Raw genomic sequence first — 18,939 nt, forward strand, 5'->3', positions numbered from 1 at the left:
GGGCCGGTCCGGGCGGTAACGGTTCAGGCCGGCCAGCGCCCCGGCGGTAGGGTTGAGGGCATGACCGAACAACTCGCCGTCGCCGTCCTGGGCGCCAACGGACGCATGGGCGCGGAGGCCATCAAGGCCATCGACGCCGCCGAAGACCTCACCCTCGTCGCGGCCCTAGGCCGGGGCGATTCCCTCGAGACCCTCACGGAGGCCGGCGCGCAGGTCGTCGTCGACCTGACCGTTCCCGAGAGCACCGAGGCGAACGTCCGCTTCGCAGTCGACCACGGGATGCACGCCGTCGTCGGCACCACCGGCTGGGACGCCGGGCGCCTGGACCGGCTCACCGCCCTCCTCGCCGGCCGGCCGGAGACCGGGGTGCTGATCGCCCCCAACTTCGCGCTGGGCTCGGTCCTGGCCTCCGCCTTCGCCGCCAAGGCCTCCCGCTACTTCGAATCGGTCGAGATCATCGAACTTCACCACCCGGACAAGGTGGACGCCCCCTCCGGCACCGCCGTGCGCACGGCACAGCTCATCGCCGCCGAGCGCGACGCCGCCGGCGTGGCCCCCAGCCCCGACGCCACCACCAGCGAGCGCCCCGGCGCCCGCGGCTGCGACGTCGACGGCGTCCGGGTCCACAGCGTCCGGCTCCGCGGCCTGGTGGCCCACCAGGAGGTCCTGCTCGGCGGCCCCGGCGAGCAGCTGACCTTCCGTCACGACTCGTTCGACCGCGCCTCCTTCATGCCCGGCGTGCTGCTGGGTGTCCGCAATGTCGCGGCGCACCCGGGCCTCACCGTGGGCCTGGACGGCTACCTGGACCTGGGCCTCTGATGGCGAACGTGCTGGCCGCCTTCAAGGCAAACCGCACCAAGATCTGGGTGGGCGCGGTGACGCTCCTGCTCGTCTTCTACCTGGTGGTCTCGCTGCAGCGCTCGGTGCTGCTGCTCGGCGACCCCAACCTGGTGGCCAAGGCCCTGGGCCTGGCCTACCTGCTGCTGCCCATCGTCGGGGCCTGGGCGCTGGTGCGGGAACTGCTCTTCGGCGCCCGCACCGAACGCCTGGCCAAGATCCTCGAGGCCGAGGGCGGCCTGCCGGAGGACACCCTGCCGCGCACCCCCGCCGGGCGGATCATCCGCGAGGCCGCGGACGCCGAATTTGAGAAGTACCGCGTCGAGGCGGAAGCCGCGCCGGATGACTGGCGGTCCTGGTTCCGGCTCAGCTGCGCGTACGACGCCGCCGGCGACCGGAAGCGCGCCCGCGCGGCCATGCGCGACGCCGTCCGCCTGTACCGCGACGGCGGGAACGCCGGGGGACGCCCCGCCTAGCGGCCCGCGAGGGTTCGGCCCCGGCCCAGCAGGTTCGCGCCGTGGCCGGCCCACTCCAGCGGCCCGCGCCAGGACAGCGTCGCGAAGATCCAGCCCAGCGCCAGGACCGCCAGTGCCTGCGCCCAGAAGACGCCGTCGGGGCTCCACCCGGACGGCAGCGGGTGGCCATGCAGGGAGGCCATGACACACACGTGCGCCGAGTACAGGCTGAGCGTCATCGCACCGGCGCCGCGCAGGGGGCGGAGCAGATCCAGCTCCACCCAGTCCGCCAGCCGGGCCAGCAGCAGGCAGGCCCCCAGCACCGCCGCCGCGACCCCGGAGGTGTGCAACAGGTCCAGGCTGGTGCCCGAGTGCGGGGCCGCGGTGGCCAGCCACCAGCCTGAGCCAGACTGGTCCACGCCCGCGAGATTGACCTGCAGCAGGGACGCCAGCGGATAGTCGGGGTCACCGATGGCCGCCTGCAGCGCCGCCCGGCCGCCGCGGTCCTCCATCAGCACCCCGGCGAACCACTTAGCGAAGACGGCGGCGGCCGTCCCGGCGGCCACCAGGCTGACCTGCAGACCGACCCGGCCCAAAGGCAGCCGGCCGAGCGCGAGTCCGATCAACAGGTACGTCAGCCACTGCACCACCGGGTAGTAGCCTGTGAGCAACAGGTCGCCGGCCACCCGGGTGGGCTCCGCGAGATCCGCCCAGCCGGGGTTGTGCCCCAGTTGCAGCGGCGGCTCCGGTGCCAGCAGCCACGGGCGCAGCAGGTAGGCGAGCACCGGGCTGGCCAGCAGCCACCCGGTGGCGAACGCGAACAGGCGCCCCGGCCGCAGCCCGAGGAAGGGCAGGATGCAGAGGAACAGGACGGCGTAATGCACCAGGATGACGGCGATGTTCACCTCGAGGGCCCCCAGGGTGAGCCCGACGGCGGCCACCACCAGGGCCCGCAGGGCCACCCCGCGCCGTGCCGCCCAGAGTTCGCGCCCGGCGTAGGGCTGCTCCTTGCCCGTGGACAGCGCCAGTCCCACCCCGGCCAGGACCGCGAACAACGCCGCCGCCCGCCCCGAGAAGGCCAGGCCCACCCAGGTGGGTGTTAGCGCCGCGTCGGCCTCGAAAGTGGGGAGGACGTGGGTGGCCATCATTCCCAGCAGCGCCAGGCCCCGGGCGGCGTCGACGCCGGTCAGGCGGGGCGTCCGGGGCGTCCCGCCGGCGGTCCTGGAACGGGCAGCGGTACCGCGGGAGGTCATGCCTCGATGGTCTCACGCGGGCCGGTCACGACTCTTGTATTCGAATATATGTTCGAATAGGATGAGCGGCATGAACCATCCACCAGAACCACAGCCGGCCGGGTTCGGGCCGTCCTCCGGGGTCCTCAAAGCCATGAGTCCCGGCGTCGTCGATTTCCTGTTCCGCCGATTGGTGGCCGGGGAGGCCGCGGAGGACCTCAGCTGGCACAACGAGGGAACCGCCCTGTCCGCCCAGCAACCCGGGGCCGAACTGGCACGCCGGCTCGCCGAGACCGACGTCGAGGCGCTCACGCCGATCGAGCTCTTCCACTACGTCCGCGCGGCGCAGCGGCTGGCCGCGTGGGCTGAGTCGCTGCGGGAGCAGGCGGTGGGCCGCTACTGCGCCGCGCCCGGCACCGCGGGCGGCGCCGCAGCGGGTGCCGCGCCGGGTGCCGCGCCCGAACGGGGATGATGCGCGTCACGTTGCCGTTATTGTTCTAACACTGCGGGGACAAGGTAACGTTTTTGCCATGGCTGACTCTGACATTCGCTCGTACACGTTTGGAACCCTCGTGACCGCCATGGTCACGCCGTTCACGAACGATGGTGACGTCGATTATCAGAAGTCCGCCGAACTGGCCTCCAAGCTCGTCGACGACGGCAACGACGCCCTCGTCATCTCCGGCACCACCGGCGAGACCTCCACCCTGGAGGACGACGAAAAGGAAAAGCTGTTCCGCGTCATCGTCGAGGCGGTGGGGGACCGGGCCAAGGTCATCGCCGGTACCGGCACCAACCACACCTCGCACTCGATCGAGATGGCCAAGCGGGCCGCCAAGGCCGGCGCCCACGGCCAGCTGATCGTCACCCCGTATTACAACAAGCCCAGCCAGCCCGGCATCCAGGCGCACATCGAGGCTGTCGCCGACGCGGCGGACCTGCCCGTCATGGTCTACGACATCCCCGGCCGCGCCGGCGTCCCGATCCTTCCCGAGACCATGATCCGGCTGGCGGACCACCCCCGGATCGTTGCCCTCAAGGACGCCAAGGCCGACTTCGCCGCCGTCACCAAGGTGCTGGCCAACACGGACCTTGACGTCTACTCCGGCGACGACGGCCTCACCCTGCCCTGGATGGCCGCCGGCGCCGTCGGGCTTGTCAGTGTTTCCGCGCACGTCGCGACCCGGCAGTTCCGGGCCATGATCGACGCCGCGCTTGCGGGCGACTTTGCCACCGCCCGCACCCTACATTTCGAACTGGACCCCGTGGTCCGTGCAGTGATGACCCACATTCAGGGCGCTGTAGCTGCGAAGCAAGTTCTCAAGTGGCAGGGAGTCCTGCCCAACTCGGTTGTCCGTTTGCCCCTCGTGGAGCCGGGCGAAGCCGAGATCGAAACAATCCGCGAGGACTTGGCGGAGGCCGGGCTCGTCTACGCCTGATCCGGCCCCGCGCCGCATCACGCCCCGACCTGCCATGCCCCGCCTGGAAAGTAGTGCACTATGACCCAAACCGCCCTCCCCGGCCTCGTCACGCCGCCGAAACTGGCCGCCAACACCCTGCGGATCGTCCCGCTGGGCGGCCTCGGCGAGATCGGCCGCAACATGACGGTCTTCGAAATCGGCGGCAAGCTGCTGATCGTTGACTGCGGCGTCCTCTTCCCCGAGGAGACCCAGCCCGGCGTGGACCTGATCCTCCCGGACTTCTCCTACATCGAGAAGCGTCTGGACGATGTCGTCGCCGTCATCCTCACCCACGGCCACGAGGACCACATCGGCGCCGTCCCGTACCTGCTGCGCCTGCGCAACGACATCCCCCTCGTCGGCTCGCAGCTGACCCTGGCGCTGATCGAGGCCAAGCTGCAGGAACACCGGATCAAGCCGACCACCATGATCGTCAACGAAGGCCAGGTCGAGAAGTTCGGCCCCTTCGAGTGCGAGTTCGTGGCCGTCAACCACTCCATCCCGGACGCCCTCGCGGTCTTCCTGCGCACCGCCGGCGGCACCGTGCTGCACACCGGTGACTTCAAGATGGACCAGCTGCCCCTCGACGGCCGCATCACCGACCTGCGCCACTTCGCCAAGCTCGGCGAGGAAGGCGTGGACCTGTTCCTCTCGGACTCCACCAATGCCGACGTTCCCGGCTTCACCACCGCGGAAAAGGAGATCGGCCCCACCCTGGACCGCCTCTTCGGCCAGGCGTCCAAGCGCATCATCGTCGCCTCCTTCTCCTCTCACGTGCACCGCGTCCAGCAGGTGCTCGACGCCGCGGCAAACCACAACCGCAAGGTCGCCTTCGTCGGCCGGTCCATGGTCCGCAACATGGCCATCGCCGCCAAGCTCGGCTACCTCGAGGTGCCCGCCGGCATCCTGGTGGACATCAAGAACATCGACAACCTGCCGGACAACCGCGTGGTGCTGATGTCCACCGGTTCCCAGGGCGAGCCGATGGCCGCGCTGTCCCGCATGGCCAACGGCGACCACCGCGTCGTCGTCGGACAGGGCGACACCGTCATCCTTGCCTCCAGCCTGATCCCGGGCAACGAGAACGCCGTCTTCCGCATCATCAACGGCCTGCTCAAGCTCGGCGCGGACGTGATCCACAAGGGCAACGCCAAGGTGCACGTCTCCGGCCACGCCGCCGCCGGCGAACTGCTCTACTGCTACAACATCCTCGAGCCGCTGAACGCCATGCCGGTGCACGGTGAGACCCGGCACCTGATCGCTAACGGCAAGATCGCCTTGGATTCCGGCGTGCCGGAGGAGAGCATCCTGCTGGCGGACAACGGCACCGTGATCGACCTGCGCGACCACGAGGCGGACATCGTCGGCCAGGTCGAAGTCGGCTTCGTCTACGTCGACGGCTCCAGCGTCGGCGAGGTCACCGAGGCGGACCTCAAGGACCGCCAGACCCTCGGCGACGAGGGCTTCATCTCGATCGTCACCGTCATCCACCGCGCCACCGGCAAGGTCGTCTCCGGCCCGGAGATCCACGCCCGCGGCGTCGCGGAGGACGACTCGGTCTTCGACGAGATCATCCCGAAGATCAACGCCGCGCTCGAGGACGCCGTCAAGAACCGCGACCACACCACGCAGCAGCTGCAGCAGGTCGTCCGCCGGGTCATCGGCACCTGGGTCAACCGCAAGCTGCGCCGCAAGCCGATGATCATCCCGGTGGTCCTCGAGGCGTAGGCCCCGGCAGCACCAGCAGCACCCGAACGGCTCCTCCCGCCGGTTCCGCCCCCGCGCGGCCCGGCCGGGGGAGCCGTCCGGCGTTAACCGGCCCCGCCGCGCCGTGAAGCCGCCAGGAACGGGGGCGCGCCGTGAGCCCGCCGGGACGGGGGCGGGGCGTGAGCCCGCCGGGACAGGGGAGTGCCGGGCCGGGGAGCGCCAACATGGCCCGCTCCGCCCCGGAAATCCGGGGCATCAGGCCGGTCCTCGGGTACCGTGGCAGGTATGGCGACACGAACTACTTCCGCGCCTAGAGGCAACTCAAGCGGCAGCCCGCGGGGCAAATCAGGCACATCTTCGGCCAAAGGCTCCGGCGCAGCCGCGTCCAAATCCCGCACGCAGGGGACGGCCCGCACCCGGCAGATGGCCGCCGTCGAGCCGCACCAGCCCTGGCTGGTCCGCGTCGTCGCTGGCGCCTGGCTCGGCGTCGGGCACGTCCTGGGCGCCGGGATCCGCCGCATCGGCTCCGACGTCAGCGACCTCCACCCCGAGGACCGCCGCGACGGCGCCGCCCTGTTCAACCTGGTCCTCGGCGTCTTCGTGGCAACCTTCGCCTGGTGGGGCTTCCGCGGCTGGCTCCCGGACCTGGTCTACGGGATCGTCAACGGCACGTTCGGCTGGATGACCCTGCTCCTGCCGCTGATGCTGTTCGTCTGCGCCTTCCGGCTCTTCCGCCAGCCGGTGGACGGCCGCGGCAACAACCGCGTCGGTATCGGCTTCCTCATCATGACCTTCGCCGGCTGCGGCCTCGCCCACATCATCGGCGGCCAGCCCGGCGTCGCCGAGGGCTTCGACGGCCTCCGCCGCGCCGGCGGCATGCTCGGCTACCTCGCCGCCGCGCCGCTGGCCACCATCCACCCCGCCGTCCCGGTGGCCCTCTACAGCCTGCTCGCGTTCACCTCCCTGCTGATCGTCACGGCCACACCGTTCGGCGCCATTCCCTCCCGGATCCGCGGCGCCTACGAACACCTCATGGGCATCGATCTCCGGGACGAGCCGGAGACCGACGCCCACGACCGCAGCTACCTCTACGAGAACGACGCCCCCGCGCCGAAGAAGAAGCGCAAGCGGCTCTTCGGCAAGGACCAGGACGCCGCCGACGCCCGCCTCGAGGGCTACGTCGGCGACGAGGCCTTCGAGCACGCCGTCGTCGACGACGAACCCGACGACGCCCACGACGACGGCGGCCGTCGCGGCCGGAAGGCACCCGCCGTCGCGCCCGGCGTGCGCCGGCCCACCCAGGCCGAGATCGCCGTCGAGAAGATCAAGGCCGCCCAGGGCCTGGGCGCCGCGGCGGACGGCGCCACTCCGGAGAACGCCACCGAAGCGATCCCGCAAATCCCCCCCGGCATGATCGCCGCCGGGTCCGTCACCGCGGGCGCCGCCGCCGCGCCCAAGGTCCCGGCCAACCCCGTCGCCCCGGCGCCGCAGCCGACCCCGATCCCGCAGCGGACCGAGCAGCTCTCCCTCGCCGGGGACGTCACCTACACGCTGCCGGCCTCGGACTTCCTGACCCCGGGCTCCATCCCCAAGGAGCGCACCGAAGCCAACGACGCCGTCGTCGCCGCCCTGACCGACACCCTGACCCAGTTCAACGTGGACGCCACCGTGACAGGCTTCAGCCGCGGCCCCACCGTCACTCGGTACGAGATCGAACTCTCGCCCGGCACCAAGGTCGAACGCGTCACCGCCCTGTCCAAGAACATCTCCTACGCGGTGGCCAGCTCCGACGTCCGGATCCTCAGCCCCATCCCGGGCAAGTCCGCGATCGGCATCGAGATCCCCAACACGGACCGCGAGACCGTCTCCCTGGGCGATGTCCTCCGCAGCCAGAACGCCCGCCGCACGGACCACCCGATGGTGATGGGCGTCGGCAAGGACGTCGAGGGCGGCTATGTCGTGGCCAACCTCGCCAAGATGCCCCACCTGCTCGTGGCCGGTGCCACCGGTGCCGGTAAGTCCTCGTTCGTGAACTCGATGATCACCTCGATCCTGATGCGCGCCACCCCGGACGAGGTGCGCATGGTTATGGTGGACCCCAAGCGCGTGGAACTGACCGCCTACGAGGGCGTCCCGCACCTGATCACCCCCATCATCACCAACCCCAAGAAGGCCGCCGAGGCGCTGCAGTGGGTGGTCCGCGAGATGGACGCCCGCTACGACGACCTGGCCAACTACGGCTTCAAGCACATTGACGACTTCAACAAGGCCGTCCGCGCCGGGAAGGTCCACCCGCCTGTGGACTCCAAGCGCGTCATCCGCCCTTACCCGTACCTGCTGGTGATCGTGGACGAGCTCGCCGACCTGATGATGGTCGCCCCGCGCGACGTCGAAGACTCGATCGTACGCATCACCCAGCTGGCCCGCGCCGCCGGCATCCACCTGGTGCTCGCCACGCAGCGGCCCTCGGTGGACGTCGTCACCGGCCTGATCAAGGCCAACGTCCCGTCCCGGATGGCGTTCGCCACCTCCTCGGTCACCGACTCCCGCGTCGTCCTCGACCAGCCCGGCGCGGAGAAGCTGATCGGCCAGGGCGACGCCCTCTTCCTGCCCATGGGCGCCTCCAAGGCCATGCGCGTCCAGGGCGCCTGGGTCACCGAATCCGAGATCCACAAGGTGGTCGAGCACGTCAAGGGCCAGCTGCAGGCCGTCTACCGCGAGGACGTCGCCCCCGAGGCGGAAAAGAAGCAGATCGACGACGACATCGGAGACGACCTCGAGGTGCTGCTGCAGGCCACCGAACTGGTGGTCACCACGCAGTTCGGCTCCACTTCGATGCTGCAGCGCAAGCTCCGCGTCGGCTTCGCCAAGGCCGGCCGGCTCATGGACCTGCTCGAATCCAGGGGAGTGGTGGGACCCTCCGAGGGTTCCAAGGCCCGCGACGTGCTGGTCAAGCCGGACGACCTCGCGGCCGTGCTGGCGGCCATGAAGGGCCAGGAGGCCCCGGCCGCGGCCGACTCGCAGACCGCCGCGCTGAGCGACAACGCCAACGCCAACATCGCCCAGGGCGGCTACGCCGAGGACCTCGTGGCGGCGGACCTGGACAACCGCGCCCAAAGCGTCGACTACTACGACGGCGCGGACGGCGGCGAGGACGAGGGCTCCGAGGACGCCTGGTCGCTCACCGGCCGGTAACCGGCGCAGACGGTAGCCTAAGAGAGTGACTAGCGCAGAGAACAACCCCGGGTCCGCCCCGCAGATCTGGAACCTGCCCAACATCCTGACGATGCTGCGGATCGCGCTGGTGCCCTTCTTCATCTGGTGCCTCGTCGCCGACGCCCCGGGCCTGCACGCCGGCAACGGGCCGTGGCGCTGGGCCGCCGTCGCCGTCTTCGCCGTCGCCATCTATACGGACAAGCTCGACGGCGATATCGCCCGCAGCCGCGGCCTGGTCACCGACTTCGGCAAGATCGCGGACCCCATCGCCGACAAGCTGCTGATCGGCTCGGCCCTGGTGATGCTCTCCCTGCTGGGTGAACTGCCCTGGTGGGTGACCGCCCTGATCCTGATCCGCGAGTGGGGCATCACCGCCCTGCGCTTCTTCGTTATCCGCTACGGCGTGATTCCCGCCTCCCGCGGCGGCAAGCTCAAGACCGTCGTGCAGACCGCGGCGATCTTCCTCTACGTCGTCCCGCTCGCCGCGATCGCCCCGTGGCTGGGCGTGCTGGGCTTCATCGTGATGCTCGCGGCCCTCGCCATCACCGTCTGGACCGGCGCCGAGTACGTCATCGAGGCCATGAAGCTCCGCGCCCGCGGCATCAAGGCGCAGCAGCAGAAGATCCAGGAGGGCACCCCGTGACCGGCCCGGAAGCCCACCTGAACCTGCACCCGGGAGCCCACCCCAACCTGCACCGCCTCGCCGGCGAAGCCGTGGAGCGGTCCGTTGCCGCCGGCCTGACGGTAGCCACGGCCGAGTCCCTCACGGCCGGCATGGTCGCCGCCGTCCTCGCCGACACGCCCGGCGCCTCCGCGATGCTCCGCGGCGGCGTGGTCGCCTACGCCAACGAGGTCAAGGCCGCGGTGCTCGGGGTCCCGGAGGCGCTCCTCGAGACGGCCGGATCGGTTGACGGGGACGTGGCCGCCGCCATGGCCGCGGGCGCCCGCCGCGCGTGCGGCGCCGACGTCGGCGTCTCCACCACCGGCGTCGCCGGCCCCGACGCCCACGACGGCAAACCCGTGGGCACCGTCTTCATCGGCGTCGCCACCGCGGAGGGCGCGGCGTCGTACCCCTACCGTTTCGAGGGCAGCCGTCAGGAGATCCGGGCGCTCTCCTGCGGCGCCGCACTCGAACGGCTGCTCGACGCCGTCGGCGGTGCTACCGGACCGTAAAGTAACGGGGAACAAAACGTGATTTCGAATAGTTGTTACATTGTGTCGCCACCGAAGAAGGGCGGCGCATAGGATGAAGTCACCGAGACGTTCGCACCGAAACGGCGAACCGACCAACGAGGGAGCAAGGCGATACAGATGGTAAAGCAGCCCGTATCCGTAAACGGCGTTGTCCGCTGGAAGGATGTGGGCCTCGCCGATCAGGCTAAGAGCGAACAGAAGGAGCGCAAGATGGTTGTACTTCGTCACGAAATTGGCGACGTCCTGCGCGACGTCCGCCAGCGCCAGGGCCGTACCCTCCGCGAAGTCTCGCACAGTGCCCGAGTATCCCTGGGCTACCTGAGCGAAGTGGAGCGCGGCCAGAAGGAAGCCTCCTCGGAGCTGCTCTCCTCGATCTGCACGGCCCTCGATGTCCCGCTTTCCAGCATGCTCCGCGAGGTCAGCGACCGTGTCGCCGTGGCCGAGGGCGTGGCAGTGCCGGACACCGTTCCGCAGGAATTCTCCCAGCGGTACGGCCGTGATTTGGACAGTGAACTGAACGACGAACTGGGAACCGGACTGCTCTCGGGCGCCCGCTAAATCCAGCGTCACCCAAAGCATAGAAAAGGTCCCCGGCGGTGTGCCGGGGACCTTTTGCGTGCCGCTGCAGGTCTCTTAGAGGTCTTCGTCGCGCGGGAAGCCATCCCGTTCGTAGCTGGCATTGAGCCGGGCCATGTACCCGGCGAAGGCCGCCAGGTCCCCGGCGGGCCACTCCGCCAGCCGGTCCCGGAATACCTCGCGCCGGGCGTCCTGCACCAGGTGCATCTTCTCCTCGCCCAGGGCCGTCAGGCTGATCGCCTGCGCCCGGCCGTCCAGCGGGTCCGCGGCCTTGGACACCAGGCCGAGGCCCTCCAGGAACGCCACCTGGCGGCTGACCGACGGCTTGCCCACGCCCAGCCATGCCGCCAGCTCGGTCAGGCGGATCGGCCCCCGGGCCCGAAGCACCGAGAGCAGGCCGTACGCGGCGGGTTCCATATCCGGGTGCACCTCGCGGGAGAGCCGCTGCGAGACGGAACGGGCGCGCCGCCACAGCAGGCTCAGCTGGTGTTCCACCTCGGCGATGGACTCGTCGGGGGAGGCCGCGCCGGCCCCGGAACCCTGCTCCGGCGTGGTCGCGGCGTGGTCAATGGTGCTCATAGCAACCATTCTAGGGTCCGCCCCGCGCTCGGCTTCCGTGAGAGACTTGTGCGGTGCGAATCAGCGACTTCTGGCGGCTCATGGACGACGAGTTCGGTGCCGGCTACTCCCGCGTCCTCAGCAGTTCCCTGGTTCTGGCCGGCGTGGGAGGACGCACCGCGGACCAGGCGCTGAGCGCCGGCATCCCGCCCAAACAGGTGTGGCTGGCCATGTGTGACGTCCAGGACGTGCCCGCGGAGCGCCGGCTCGGCCGCGACATCAAACCCCGCGACCCGGGCCCGCTGAACTAAACGACGGCGACGCCGGCCCGGGAACCGGTCCGGTGAACCATTCCCGGACCGTGGGCGCCTGGCCTCCCGCGGTGCCTGACACGCCGGGGGATTGTTCGAATATCTGTTCGGGTCGGGCTATGCTTTTTTCAGAGCGTTTTCCACATACGCGACGACGGCGGCAACTTTGTCAGTGGCTGCCCCTAACGTCGGTGATGACAGCAACGGCCGTGACGGCCACTCTCCAATGAGAAAGTTTTTGAGGTGTGAATCATGGCCGCAGCCCCGGATCGCCAGAAGGCGCTCGACGCAGCACTCGCCCAGATTGACAAGCAGTTCGGCAAGGGCTCGGTCATGCGCCTGGGCGACGAAGTCCGCGCCCCCATCGAGGTCATTCCCACCGGCTCCATCGCCCTGGATGTCGCCCTTGGCATTGGCGGCCTGCCCCGCGGCCGCGTCGTAGAGATCTACGGCCCCGAATCCTCCGGTAAGACCACCGTAGCGCTGCACGCCGTCGCCAACGCCCAGCGCCAGGGCGGCATTGCAGCCTTCATCGATGCCGAACACGCCCTGGACCCGGAATACGCCGCCAAGCTGGGCGTGGACACGGACGCGCTGCTCGTCTCGCAGCCGGACACCGGTGAGCAGGCCCTGGAAATCATGGACATGCTGGTGGGTTCCGGCTCGCTGGACATCGTCGTGATCGACTCCGTCGCCGCGCTGGTGCCCCGCGCCGAAATCGAAGGGGACATGGGCGACAGCCACGTCGGCCTGCAGGCCCGCCTGATGAGCCAGGCCCTGCGTAAGATCACCGGCCGGTTGAGCCAGACCAAGACCACCGCCATTTTCATCAACCAGCTCCGCGAGAAGATCGGTGTCTTCTTCGGCTCCCCGGAAACCACCACCGGTGGTAAGGCGCTGAAGTTCTACGCCTCCATCCGCATCGACGTCCGCCGGATCCAGACCCTCAAGGAGGGCGCGGACTCGGTCGGCAACCGGACCAAGGCCAAGATCGTCAAGAACAAGATGGCCCCGCCCTTCAAGATCGCCGAATTCGACATCATCTACGGCCAGGGCATCTCCCGCGAGGGCGGCATCATCGACATGGGTGTCGAGCACGGCCTGATCAAGAAGTCCGGTTCCTGGTTCACCTACGACGGTGACCAGCTGGGCCAGGGCATGGAGAACTCCCGCCGCTTCCTCCGTGACAACCCGGAGCTGGCAGCGGAGCTGGAGCGCCTGATCAAGGAAAAGCTCGGCGTCGGCGTCAAGGCAGCCGACGCGGAAGAGTCGCCGAAGCTGAAGGCCGTTGACGGGTTCTAAGCCACGGGCTTCTCAACCACCGGCGCCGGAGCTGGACGCCGACGCGGACCCCGCGTCGGTGGCCCGCACCATCATCCTGCGCCAGCTGACCGGCTCCGCCAAGAGCCGGCACCAGCTCGAGCGCAAGCTCGCCGAGCGGAACATTCCCGAGGATGTGGCCGAGGCTGTGCTGGACGGCTTCGAGGCGGTCCGGCTGGTGGACGACGCGGAATTCGCCCGGATGTGGGTCAGGAGCCGCTCGGAAAACCGGAAGCTCGCCAGGGGAGCCCTGCGCCGGGAACTGGCCGAGAAGGGCGTCGCGGAGGACGCGGCGGCCGAGGCGCTCGCCCAGGTGACCGACGAGCAGGAAGACGCGGCTGCCCGGCAACTGGTGGAGCGGAAGCTGCGGTCCCTGCGCGGCCTCGAGGACCGGGCGGAACGGGACAAGGCCGTCCGGCGTCTGGCATCCATGCTCGCCCGGAAGGGCTACCAGCCGGGACAGGCCTTCCGGATCGTCAACGAGGTCATCGACGCGTCGCTGCAGGACGGCGGCGCGGGCGACGTGCCGCCCTTGGATGACTGAGCTTGGCCCTGGATTAGTCCGGCCCTAGGACGCCACTCGTCGTGTCTCGTCATCGGCATCCCTGACGCCCTCCCACAGCCGGTCCAGGGACAGGCCGAGAGCCTCGGCCAATGCAGCGATCGTCGGAAACGCCGGGGTGGCGATCCGGCCGGTCTCGATCTTGCGCAGGGTCTCGGGGGAGACCCCGGCGGCCAGGGCCACGTCCAGCATCGACCGGTCGCCGCGGGCCTCGCGCAGCAGCGTGCCCAGGCGCTGGCCGCGGCGGACCTCGTGCGGGGAGAGCGGGAGTCTGACCATGGGAACCAGTGTACCGGGATAATATGGCCGGTATAGTTATTGGATGATCGAGATTCTCAACGCCGCCGAACTGGACCGGGCCCGCGGGTCCGGTGCCCTCGTCGCAGGCATCCTGCAGACCGTCAAGAGCCGCACCACCGTCGGCACCAACCTGCTGGACATTGATCGTTGGACCAAGGACCTCATCGCCGCTGCCGGCGCCGAATCCTGCTACGTCGACTACGCGCCCTCCTTCGGCCGCGGACCGTTCGGCCACTACATCTGCACGGCCGTGAACGACGCCGTCCTGCACGGATTGCCCCAGGACTACCGCCTGGCCGACGGCGACCTGCTCACCCTGGACCTCGCCGTCGCCAGGAACGGCATCGCCGCTGACTCCGCCATCAGCTTCCTCGTCGGCGACACGCGGCCTGCCGCGAGCGTCGCGATGATCCAGACCACCGAACGCGCCTTGGCCGCCGGCATCGCGGCGGCGAAGCCGGGCGCCCGGATCGGTGACCTCTCGGCCGCTATCGGCGGCGTCCTCACCGCGGCAGGCTACCCGGTCAACACCGAATTCGGCGGCCACGGCATCGGCTCCACCATGCACCAGGACCCGCACGTGCCCAACACCGGCCGGCCCGGCCGCGGTTTCACCCTCCGGCCGGGGCTGCTGCTCGCGCTGGAGCCCTGGGTCATGGAGGACACGGCCACCCTGGTCACCGACGCCGACGGCTGGACACTTCGCAGCGCCACCGGCTGCCGGACCGCCCACAGCGAACACACCATCGCCATCACGGAGGACGGGGCCGAGATCCTCACCCTCGCTCCGCCCGCGTAGTCCGCGCCCCGGGCGGAGCCGGTACCCTTAACGGGTGAGTTTGACCATTCCCTCCCCAGCCGACAGCCCCTCGACGCACGCCGATTCCTCGGCGTCGGATGCGGCAGCGTCCGCGCCCGCCCGCACCTACCAGGTGCGCACCTTTGGGTGCCAGATGAACGTGCACGACTCCGAGCGTATGTCCGGCCTGCTGGAGGCCGCCGGCTACGTCCGCTCCGAGGGCGAGCTGGCCGACGTCGTGGTCTTCAACACCTGCGCCGTGCGTGAGAACGCGGACAACAAGCTCTACGGCAACCTCGGCATCCTCCGCCCGGTCAAGGAGGCGAACCCGGGCATGCAGATCGCCGTCGGCGGCTGCCTGGCGCAAAAGGACCGCGAGACCATCCTGAAGAAGGCGCCGTGGGTCGATGCGGTGTTCGGCACCCACAACGTCGGCGCGCTGCCGGCCCTGCTGGACCGGGCCCGCCACAACGACGAGGCACAGCTGGAAATCCTCGAATCCCTCGACGTCTTCCCCTCCACGCTGCCCACCAAGCGCGACTCGGTGTACGCCGGGTGGGTCTCCATCTCCGTCGGCTGCAACAATACCTGCACCTTCTGCATCGTCCCGGCCCTGCGCGGCAAGGAGAAGGACCGCCGCCCCGGCGACATCCTCGCCGAAATCCAGGCCCTCGTGGACGACGGCGCCATCGAGGTCACCCTGCTGGGCCAGAACGTGAACTCCTACGGCGTCGAATTCGGCGACCGCCAGGCCTTCTCCAAGCTGCTGCGCGCCTGCGGGGAGATCCCCGGTCTGGAGCGCGTCCGGTTCACCAGCCCGCACCCCGCCGCCTTTACCGACGACGTCATCGAGGCGATGGCGGAGACCCCCAACGTCATGCCGCAGCTGCACATGCCGCTGCAGTCCGGCTCGGACAAGGTACTCAAGGACATGAAGCGCTCCTACCGCTCCACGAAGTTCCTGGGCATCCTCGACAAGGTCCGGGACAAGATCCCGCACGCCGCGATCTCCACCGACATCATCGTCGGCTTCCCCGGGGAGACCGAGGAGGACTTCCAGGCCACCCTGGACGTCGTGGAACGCTCCCGCTTCGCCACCGCCTTTACCTTCCAGTACTCCAAGCGGCCAGGCACCCCCGCCGCCGACCTGCCCGAACAGCTGCCCAAGGCCGTGGTGCAGGAACGCTTCGAACGGCTCACCGCCCTGCAGGACCGGATCGCCGCCGAGGAAAACGCCCGCCAGGTGGGCCGCCGGGTCGAGGTCATGGTCACCGCCCAGCAGGGCCGGAAGGCGGGGGAGACCCACCGCCTCTCGGGCCGCGCGCAGGACCAGCGCCTGGTGCACTTCTCAGTGCCCGACGGCGCCGAGACCCCCCGCCCCGGCGACCTCGTCACCGTGACCGTCACCGGGGCCGCGTCCTTCCACCTCATCGCCGACCCCACGTCCCCCGAGGACTACCAGCTGCGCCGCTCCCGCGCCGGCGACGCCTGGGACCGGTCCCAGGCCGACTCCTGCGGTGCACCCGCCCCCGCCGCGGCCGGCGGCGGCAAGGCCGGGGTGTCCCTCGGCATGCCCGCGCTGCCCGTGCGCGGCCGCTGACGCCGTGACCGGGGCCGAACTGTCCGCCGCGCCGCCGCCGGTGATCGCCGTCGTCGGCCCCACCGGCTCGGGGAAATCCGACCTGGCCGTCGCCCTCGCGCTGGCGCTTGACGGCGAGGTGGTCAACGCGGACGCCATGCAGTTCTACCGCGGCATGGACATCGGCACCGCCAAGATCACCGACGCCGAGCGGCGAGGCGTCCCGCACCACCTGCTCGACATCATGGACGTCACCGAGGAAGCCAGCGTCTCGGACTTCCAGCGGCAGGCCCGGGAGGCCATCGACGGCATCCACGCCCGCGGGAAACGCGCCATCCTCGCCGGCGGGTCCGGGCTGTACGTCCGGGCCGCCCTGGACGTCCTGGACTTCCCCGGCACCGACCCGGCCGTCCGTGCCCGCCTCGAGGCCGAGGAGGCGGCGGAAGGCCTGGCCCCGCTCCGGGCCCGGCTGGAGCAGGTGGACCCGGTCTCGGCCGGGCGCCTGGGCGACGCCCGGCGGGTCATCCGTGCCCTCGAGGTGTACGAACTGACCGGCCGGCCCTTCAGCTCCTTCATGCCGGACCGCACCTACCACCGCCCGGCCGTCCAAGTCGGCCTCCAGGTGGACCGGGAGGAGCTCCGGGAGCGCCTCGCCGCCCGCGTGCACGCCATGGTGGACCGCGGCCTGCTCGAGGAGGTGCGTCGGCTGGACGCCGAGGGCCTGCGCCGCGGCAAGACCGCCTCCCGCGCCCTCGGCTACTCCCAGTTCCTCAAGGTTCTCGACGGCGAATCCGACGTCGCGCACGCCGCCGAGGACACCATCGCCGCCACTCGGAAGTTCGCCCGCCGCCAGCTCACCTGGTTCCGCGCCGACCCGCGGATCGCCTGGCTCGACTGGCAGGCCCCGGACCTCGTGGCGAAGGCAACGCAGCTGGCGTTGGTCCCGGCGGGAGGCGGCCCGGTAGCCTTGGACCATGGATGACACTCTCGCCGGAACCGCCGCCCCGACGGCCCACGCCGCCGACACCACAGCACTGGCCGGGCTCGCCTTCTCCAAGGGCCACGGCACCGGCAACGACTTCGTCCTGATCGCGGACCCGCACGGGGCCCTGGAAGTGACCGCCGAGCAGGTCGCGGCCCTCTGTGACCGGCACCGCGGCATCGGCGGCGACGGGCTGATCCGCGCGGTCCCCTCCCGATTCCTGCCCGAGGGCACCGAACTGCTCGCGGAGCACCCGGAGGCGGAGTGGTTCATGGACTACCGCAACGGTGACGGATCGCTCTCCGAAATGTGCGGCAACGGGGTCCGGGTCTTTGTCCACTTCCTGGTCCAGCAGGGCCTCGTGGACCTGCCCGCCGGGGAATCCCTCGTGATCGGCACCCGCGCCGGCATCAAGACCGTCGTCCGCACCGCCTCCGGCTACGCCGTGGACATGGGTCCCTGGGAATTCATCTTCCCCGGCGAGGCCACGGCCCGGGCCATGGACTCCCTCGTCAGCGCCCACGGCCTCGACGTTGCCCGCCCGGCCCTCTCGGTCAGCATGGGCAACCCGCACACCGTCGTCGCCCTCGCCGAGCAGGCAGAACTGGACGCCACCGAACTGTTCACCGCACCGCGCGTCGACCCGGAGCCGCCGCACGGGACCAACGTCGAGTTCGTCGTTCCCGCCGAGCCGCTGGTCCACGACGGCGTCGGCGCCATCAGCATGCGCGTCCACGAACGCGGCGTGGGCGAGACCCTCTCCTGCGGCACCGGCGCCTGCGCGGCCGCCGTCGCGATCCGGCACTGGGCTGGTCAGGGCGCGCCGGACGCCTGGAACGTCACGGTGCCCGGCGGCGTCGTCGGCGTGAAGTTCTTCGTCGCCCCCGACGGCCACGAGCACGTCGAGCTCAGCGGCCCGGCCGTGATCGTCGCTAGCGGGACGCTTTCCTGACCCGAAGGATCCGGAACGACTTCGAGGTGCTCTCCCGGGTCACCGTGAAGCTGCTGTCGAGCTCCGTGCCCAGCCAGCGCTGCAGCGAATCCGAGCCGAGGTTCTTCTGCACCACCAGCCACGCCGACCCGCCCGGCGCCAGCCGCGGCAGCCAGAGCAGCAGCAGGGAATGCAGCTCGTCCTTGCCGATCCGGATGGGCGGGTTGGACCAGATGGTGTCGAAGCGCAGCTCCGGGTCCACCTCGCCGGGGGTGCTGGCCGTGACGTTCTCCAGGCCCAGCAGTGCCGCGTTTTCGTTGGTCAGGGCCACGCAGCGCTCGTTGACGTCCACGGCGTAGACGTGCGCGTGCGGGGCCTTCAGCGCCATCGTCAGCGCGATCGGACCCCAGCCGCAGCCGATGTCCAGCAGGTTCCCCTGCGGGGCGGGGGCCGGGACATCCGCCAGCAGCACCGCGGTGCCCTTGTCGACGCCGTCGGGACTGAAGATTCCGCTGGAGGTCTGCAACTGCCGCGGCGCGCCGGCCAGTTCCACGGTGAGGGGCTTGCGGGTGAACGGCCCGGCCGGCTGGGCGCTGAAATAGTGTGCAGACTCCATAACGTGCCAGAGTAGTTGGCCGTCCGCGGGCTTGGGAAACCGGAAAGGTGCGCTCTGGTAAACTTGGAGGCATGTTCCTGATCTTCGAATAGCCGGCCACCAGGCAACCGGCACAGGCGCCCGCCTCAACGGGTGATCCGCCCTCCAGCGACGCAGGCCCCGCCCTCCGCTGGACCCCTCCGGCCGCGGCGACCCGCGGCCTGTTCCGGTACTCATTCCAGCAACGCCGGAAACTCCACGCCTCGAAGATCCCACCGCACGGCCCCGCCGTCACCCGCGGAACCGACCGGCGTGCAGCACCGCC

The 18,939-nt window shown here is 70.2% G+C and carries 20 protein-coding genes; 16 read left to right on the forward strand and 4 right to left on the reverse strand.

Annotation, left to right across the window (positions count from 1 at the left end):
• Positions 1-60: 60 nt before the first annotated feature.
• Together dapB and ACFVY3_RS08895 are read left to right on the forward strand one after the other, a co-directional pair.
• Positions 61-819 carry a 4-hydroxy-tetrahydrodipicolinate reductase gene (dapB, locus tag ACFVY3_RS08890; RefSeq protein ID WP_400159452.1) on the forward strand — a complete coding sequence of 253 codons (759 nt, stop codon included), beginning with the start codon at positions 61-63 and terminating at the stop codon, positions 817-819.
• Positions 819-1,313, forward strand: coding sequence for a hypothetical protein (locus ACFVY3_RS08895; RefSeq protein ID WP_400159453.1), 495 nt, complete (start codon positions 819-821; stop codon positions 1,311-1,313). The genes dapB and ACFVY3_RS08895 overlap by 1 nt, the downstream gene beginning before the upstream one ends.
• Here ACFVY3_RS08895 and ACFVY3_RS08900 read toward each other — a convergent pair.
• Positions 1,310-2,545, reverse strand: coding sequence for a heparan-alpha-glucosaminide N-acetyltransferase domain-containing protein (locus tag ACFVY3_RS08900; protein WP_400159454.1), 1,236 nt, complete (start codon positions 2,543-2,545; stop codon positions 1,310-1,312). The genes ACFVY3_RS08895 and ACFVY3_RS08900 overlap by 4 nt on opposite strands.
• A 70-nt stretch (positions 2,546-2,615) precedes the next feature.
• On the opposite strand from ACFVY3_RS08900, the gene ACFVY3_RS08905 reads away from it, so the two are divergent.
• From ACFVY3_RS08905 to ACFVY3_RS08935, 7 genes are all read left to right on the forward strand, one after another.
• Positions 2,616-2,996, forward strand: a complete 381-nt coding sequence (locus tag ACFVY3_RS08905) for a hypothetical protein (protein WP_400159455.1) — start codon at positions 2,616-2,618, stop codon at positions 2,994-2,996.
• 58 nt (positions 2,997-3,054) lie between these two features.
• Positions 3,055-3,963, forward strand: a complete 909-nt coding sequence (gene dapA / locus ACFVY3_RS08910; RefSeq protein ID WP_400159456.1) for a 4-hydroxy-tetrahydrodipicolinate synthase — start codon at positions 3,055-3,057, stop codon at positions 3,961-3,963.
• A 60-nt stretch (positions 3,964-4,023) separates the two neighbouring features.
• The gene (locus tag ACFVY3_RS08915; RefSeq protein ID WP_290258316.1) at positions 4,024-5,712 is read left to right on the forward strand and encodes a ribonuclease J; all 1,689 of its coding nucleotides are present in this window, start codon (positions 4,024-4,026) and stop codon (positions 5,710-5,712) included.
• A gap of 264 nt (positions 5,713-5,976) precedes the next feature.
• Positions 5,977-8,886, forward strand: a complete 2,910-nt coding sequence (locus ACFVY3_RS08920) for a DNA translocase FtsK (protein WP_400159457.1) — start codon at positions 5,977-5,979, stop codon at positions 8,884-8,886.
• Positions 8,887-8,911: 25 nt separating this feature from the next.
• The gene (gene pgsA / locus ACFVY3_RS08925; protein WP_290258314.1) at positions 8,912-9,550 is read left to right on the forward strand and encodes a CDP-diacylglycerol--glycerol-3-phosphate 3-phosphatidyltransferase; all 639 of its coding nucleotides are present in this window, start codon (positions 8,912-8,914) and stop codon (positions 9,548-9,550) included.
• Entirely contained in the window at positions 9,547-10,080 is a 534-nt protein-coding gene (locus tag ACFVY3_RS08930) for a CinA family protein (RefSeq protein ID WP_290258313.1), read from the forward strand. The genes pgsA and ACFVY3_RS08930 overlap by 4 nt, the downstream gene beginning before the upstream one ends.
• A 138-nt stretch (positions 10,081-10,218) precedes the next feature.
• Positions 10,219-10,659 (forward strand): helix-turn-helix domain-containing protein, encoded by a 441-nt coding sequence (locus ACFVY3_RS08935; RefSeq protein WP_290258312.1) that lies wholly within the window; start codon positions 10,219-10,221, stop codon positions 10,657-10,659.
• Between the two features lie 75 nt (positions 10,660-10,734).
• Here ACFVY3_RS08935 and ACFVY3_RS08940 read toward each other — a convergent pair whose 3' ends face one another.
• Positions 10,735-11,265 (reverse strand): MarR family winged helix-turn-helix transcriptional regulator, encoded by a 531-nt coding sequence (locus ACFVY3_RS08940; RefSeq protein ID WP_377973417.1) that lies wholly within the window; start codon positions 11,263-11,265, stop codon positions 10,735-10,737.
• Between the two features lie 44 nt (positions 11,266-11,309).
• Between ACFVY3_RS08940 and ACFVY3_RS08945 the strand changes: the two genes are divergently transcribed.
• From ACFVY3_RS08945 to ACFVY3_RS08955, 3 genes are all read left to right on the forward strand, one after another.
• Positions 11,310-11,546 carry a DUF3046 domain-containing protein gene (locus ACFVY3_RS08945; RefSeq protein WP_400159458.1) on the forward strand — a complete coding sequence of 79 codons (237 nt, stop codon included), beginning with the start codon at positions 11,310-11,312 and terminating at the stop codon, positions 11,544-11,546.
• 252 nt (positions 11,547-11,798) lie between these two features.
• Positions 11,799-12,848 (forward strand): recombinase RecA, encoded by a 1,050-nt coding sequence (gene recA, locus ACFVY3_RS08950; protein WP_290258309.1) that lies wholly within the window; start codon positions 11,799-11,801, stop codon positions 12,846-12,848.
• 58 nt (positions 12,849-12,906) lie between these two features.
• Positions 12,907-13,410, forward strand: coding sequence for a regulatory protein RecX (locus tag ACFVY3_RS08955; protein WP_400159502.1), 504 nt, complete (start codon positions 12,907-12,909; stop codon positions 13,408-13,410).
• A 24-nt stretch (positions 13,411-13,434) separates the two neighbouring features.
• Here ACFVY3_RS08955 and ACFVY3_RS08960 read toward each other — a convergent pair whose 3' ends face one another.
• Positions 13,435-13,707 carry a helix-turn-helix domain-containing protein gene (locus tag ACFVY3_RS08960; protein ID WP_400159459.1) on the reverse strand — a complete coding sequence of 91 codons (273 nt, stop codon included), beginning with the start codon at positions 13,705-13,707 and terminating at the stop codon, positions 13,435-13,437.
• A gap of 43 nt (positions 13,708-13,750) precedes the next feature.
• Here ACFVY3_RS08960 and map point away from each other — a divergent pair, with 43 nt between their 5' ends.
• From map to dapF, 4 genes are read left to right on the forward strand one after another with little or no spacing between them, the layout of a single operon-like run.
• Entirely contained in the window at positions 13,751-14,527 is a 777-nt protein-coding gene (map, locus tag ACFVY3_RS08965) for a type I methionyl aminopeptidase (protein ID WP_400159460.1), read from the forward strand.
• 34 nt (positions 14,528-14,561) lie between these two features.
• Positions 14,562-16,127: a tRNA (N6-isopentenyl adenosine(37)-C2)-methylthiotransferase MiaB gene (gene miaB / locus ACFVY3_RS08970; protein ID WP_400159461.1), complete on the forward strand. Its 1,566-nt coding sequence runs from the start codon at positions 14,562-14,564 to the stop codon at positions 16,125-16,127.
• Between the two features lie 4 nt (positions 16,128-16,131).
• Entirely contained in the window at positions 16,132-17,088 is a 957-nt protein-coding gene (miaA, locus tag ACFVY3_RS08975) for a tRNA (adenosine(37)-N6)-dimethylallyltransferase MiaA (protein ID WP_400159462.1), read from the forward strand.
• Positions 17,081-18,040, forward strand: coding sequence for a diaminopimelate epimerase (gene dapF, locus ACFVY3_RS08980; RefSeq protein ID WP_400159463.1), 960 nt, complete (start codon positions 17,081-17,083; stop codon positions 18,038-18,040). The genes miaA and dapF overlap by 8 nt, the downstream gene beginning before the upstream one ends.
• Here the strand turns inward: dapF and ACFVY3_RS08985 are convergent.
• Entirely contained in the window at positions 18,021-18,635 is a 615-nt protein-coding gene (locus ACFVY3_RS08985) for a methyltransferase (RefSeq protein WP_364137228.1), read from the reverse strand. The genes dapF and ACFVY3_RS08985 overlap by 20 nt on opposite strands.
• Between the last annotated feature and the right edge of the window lie 304 nt (positions 18,636-18,939).

This window comes from Arthrobacter sp. BPSS-3, assembly GCF_044628475.1.
In the GTDB taxonomy this organism is placed as follows: Bacteria; Actinomycetota; Actinomycetes; order Actinomycetales; family Micrococcaceae; genus Arthrobacter.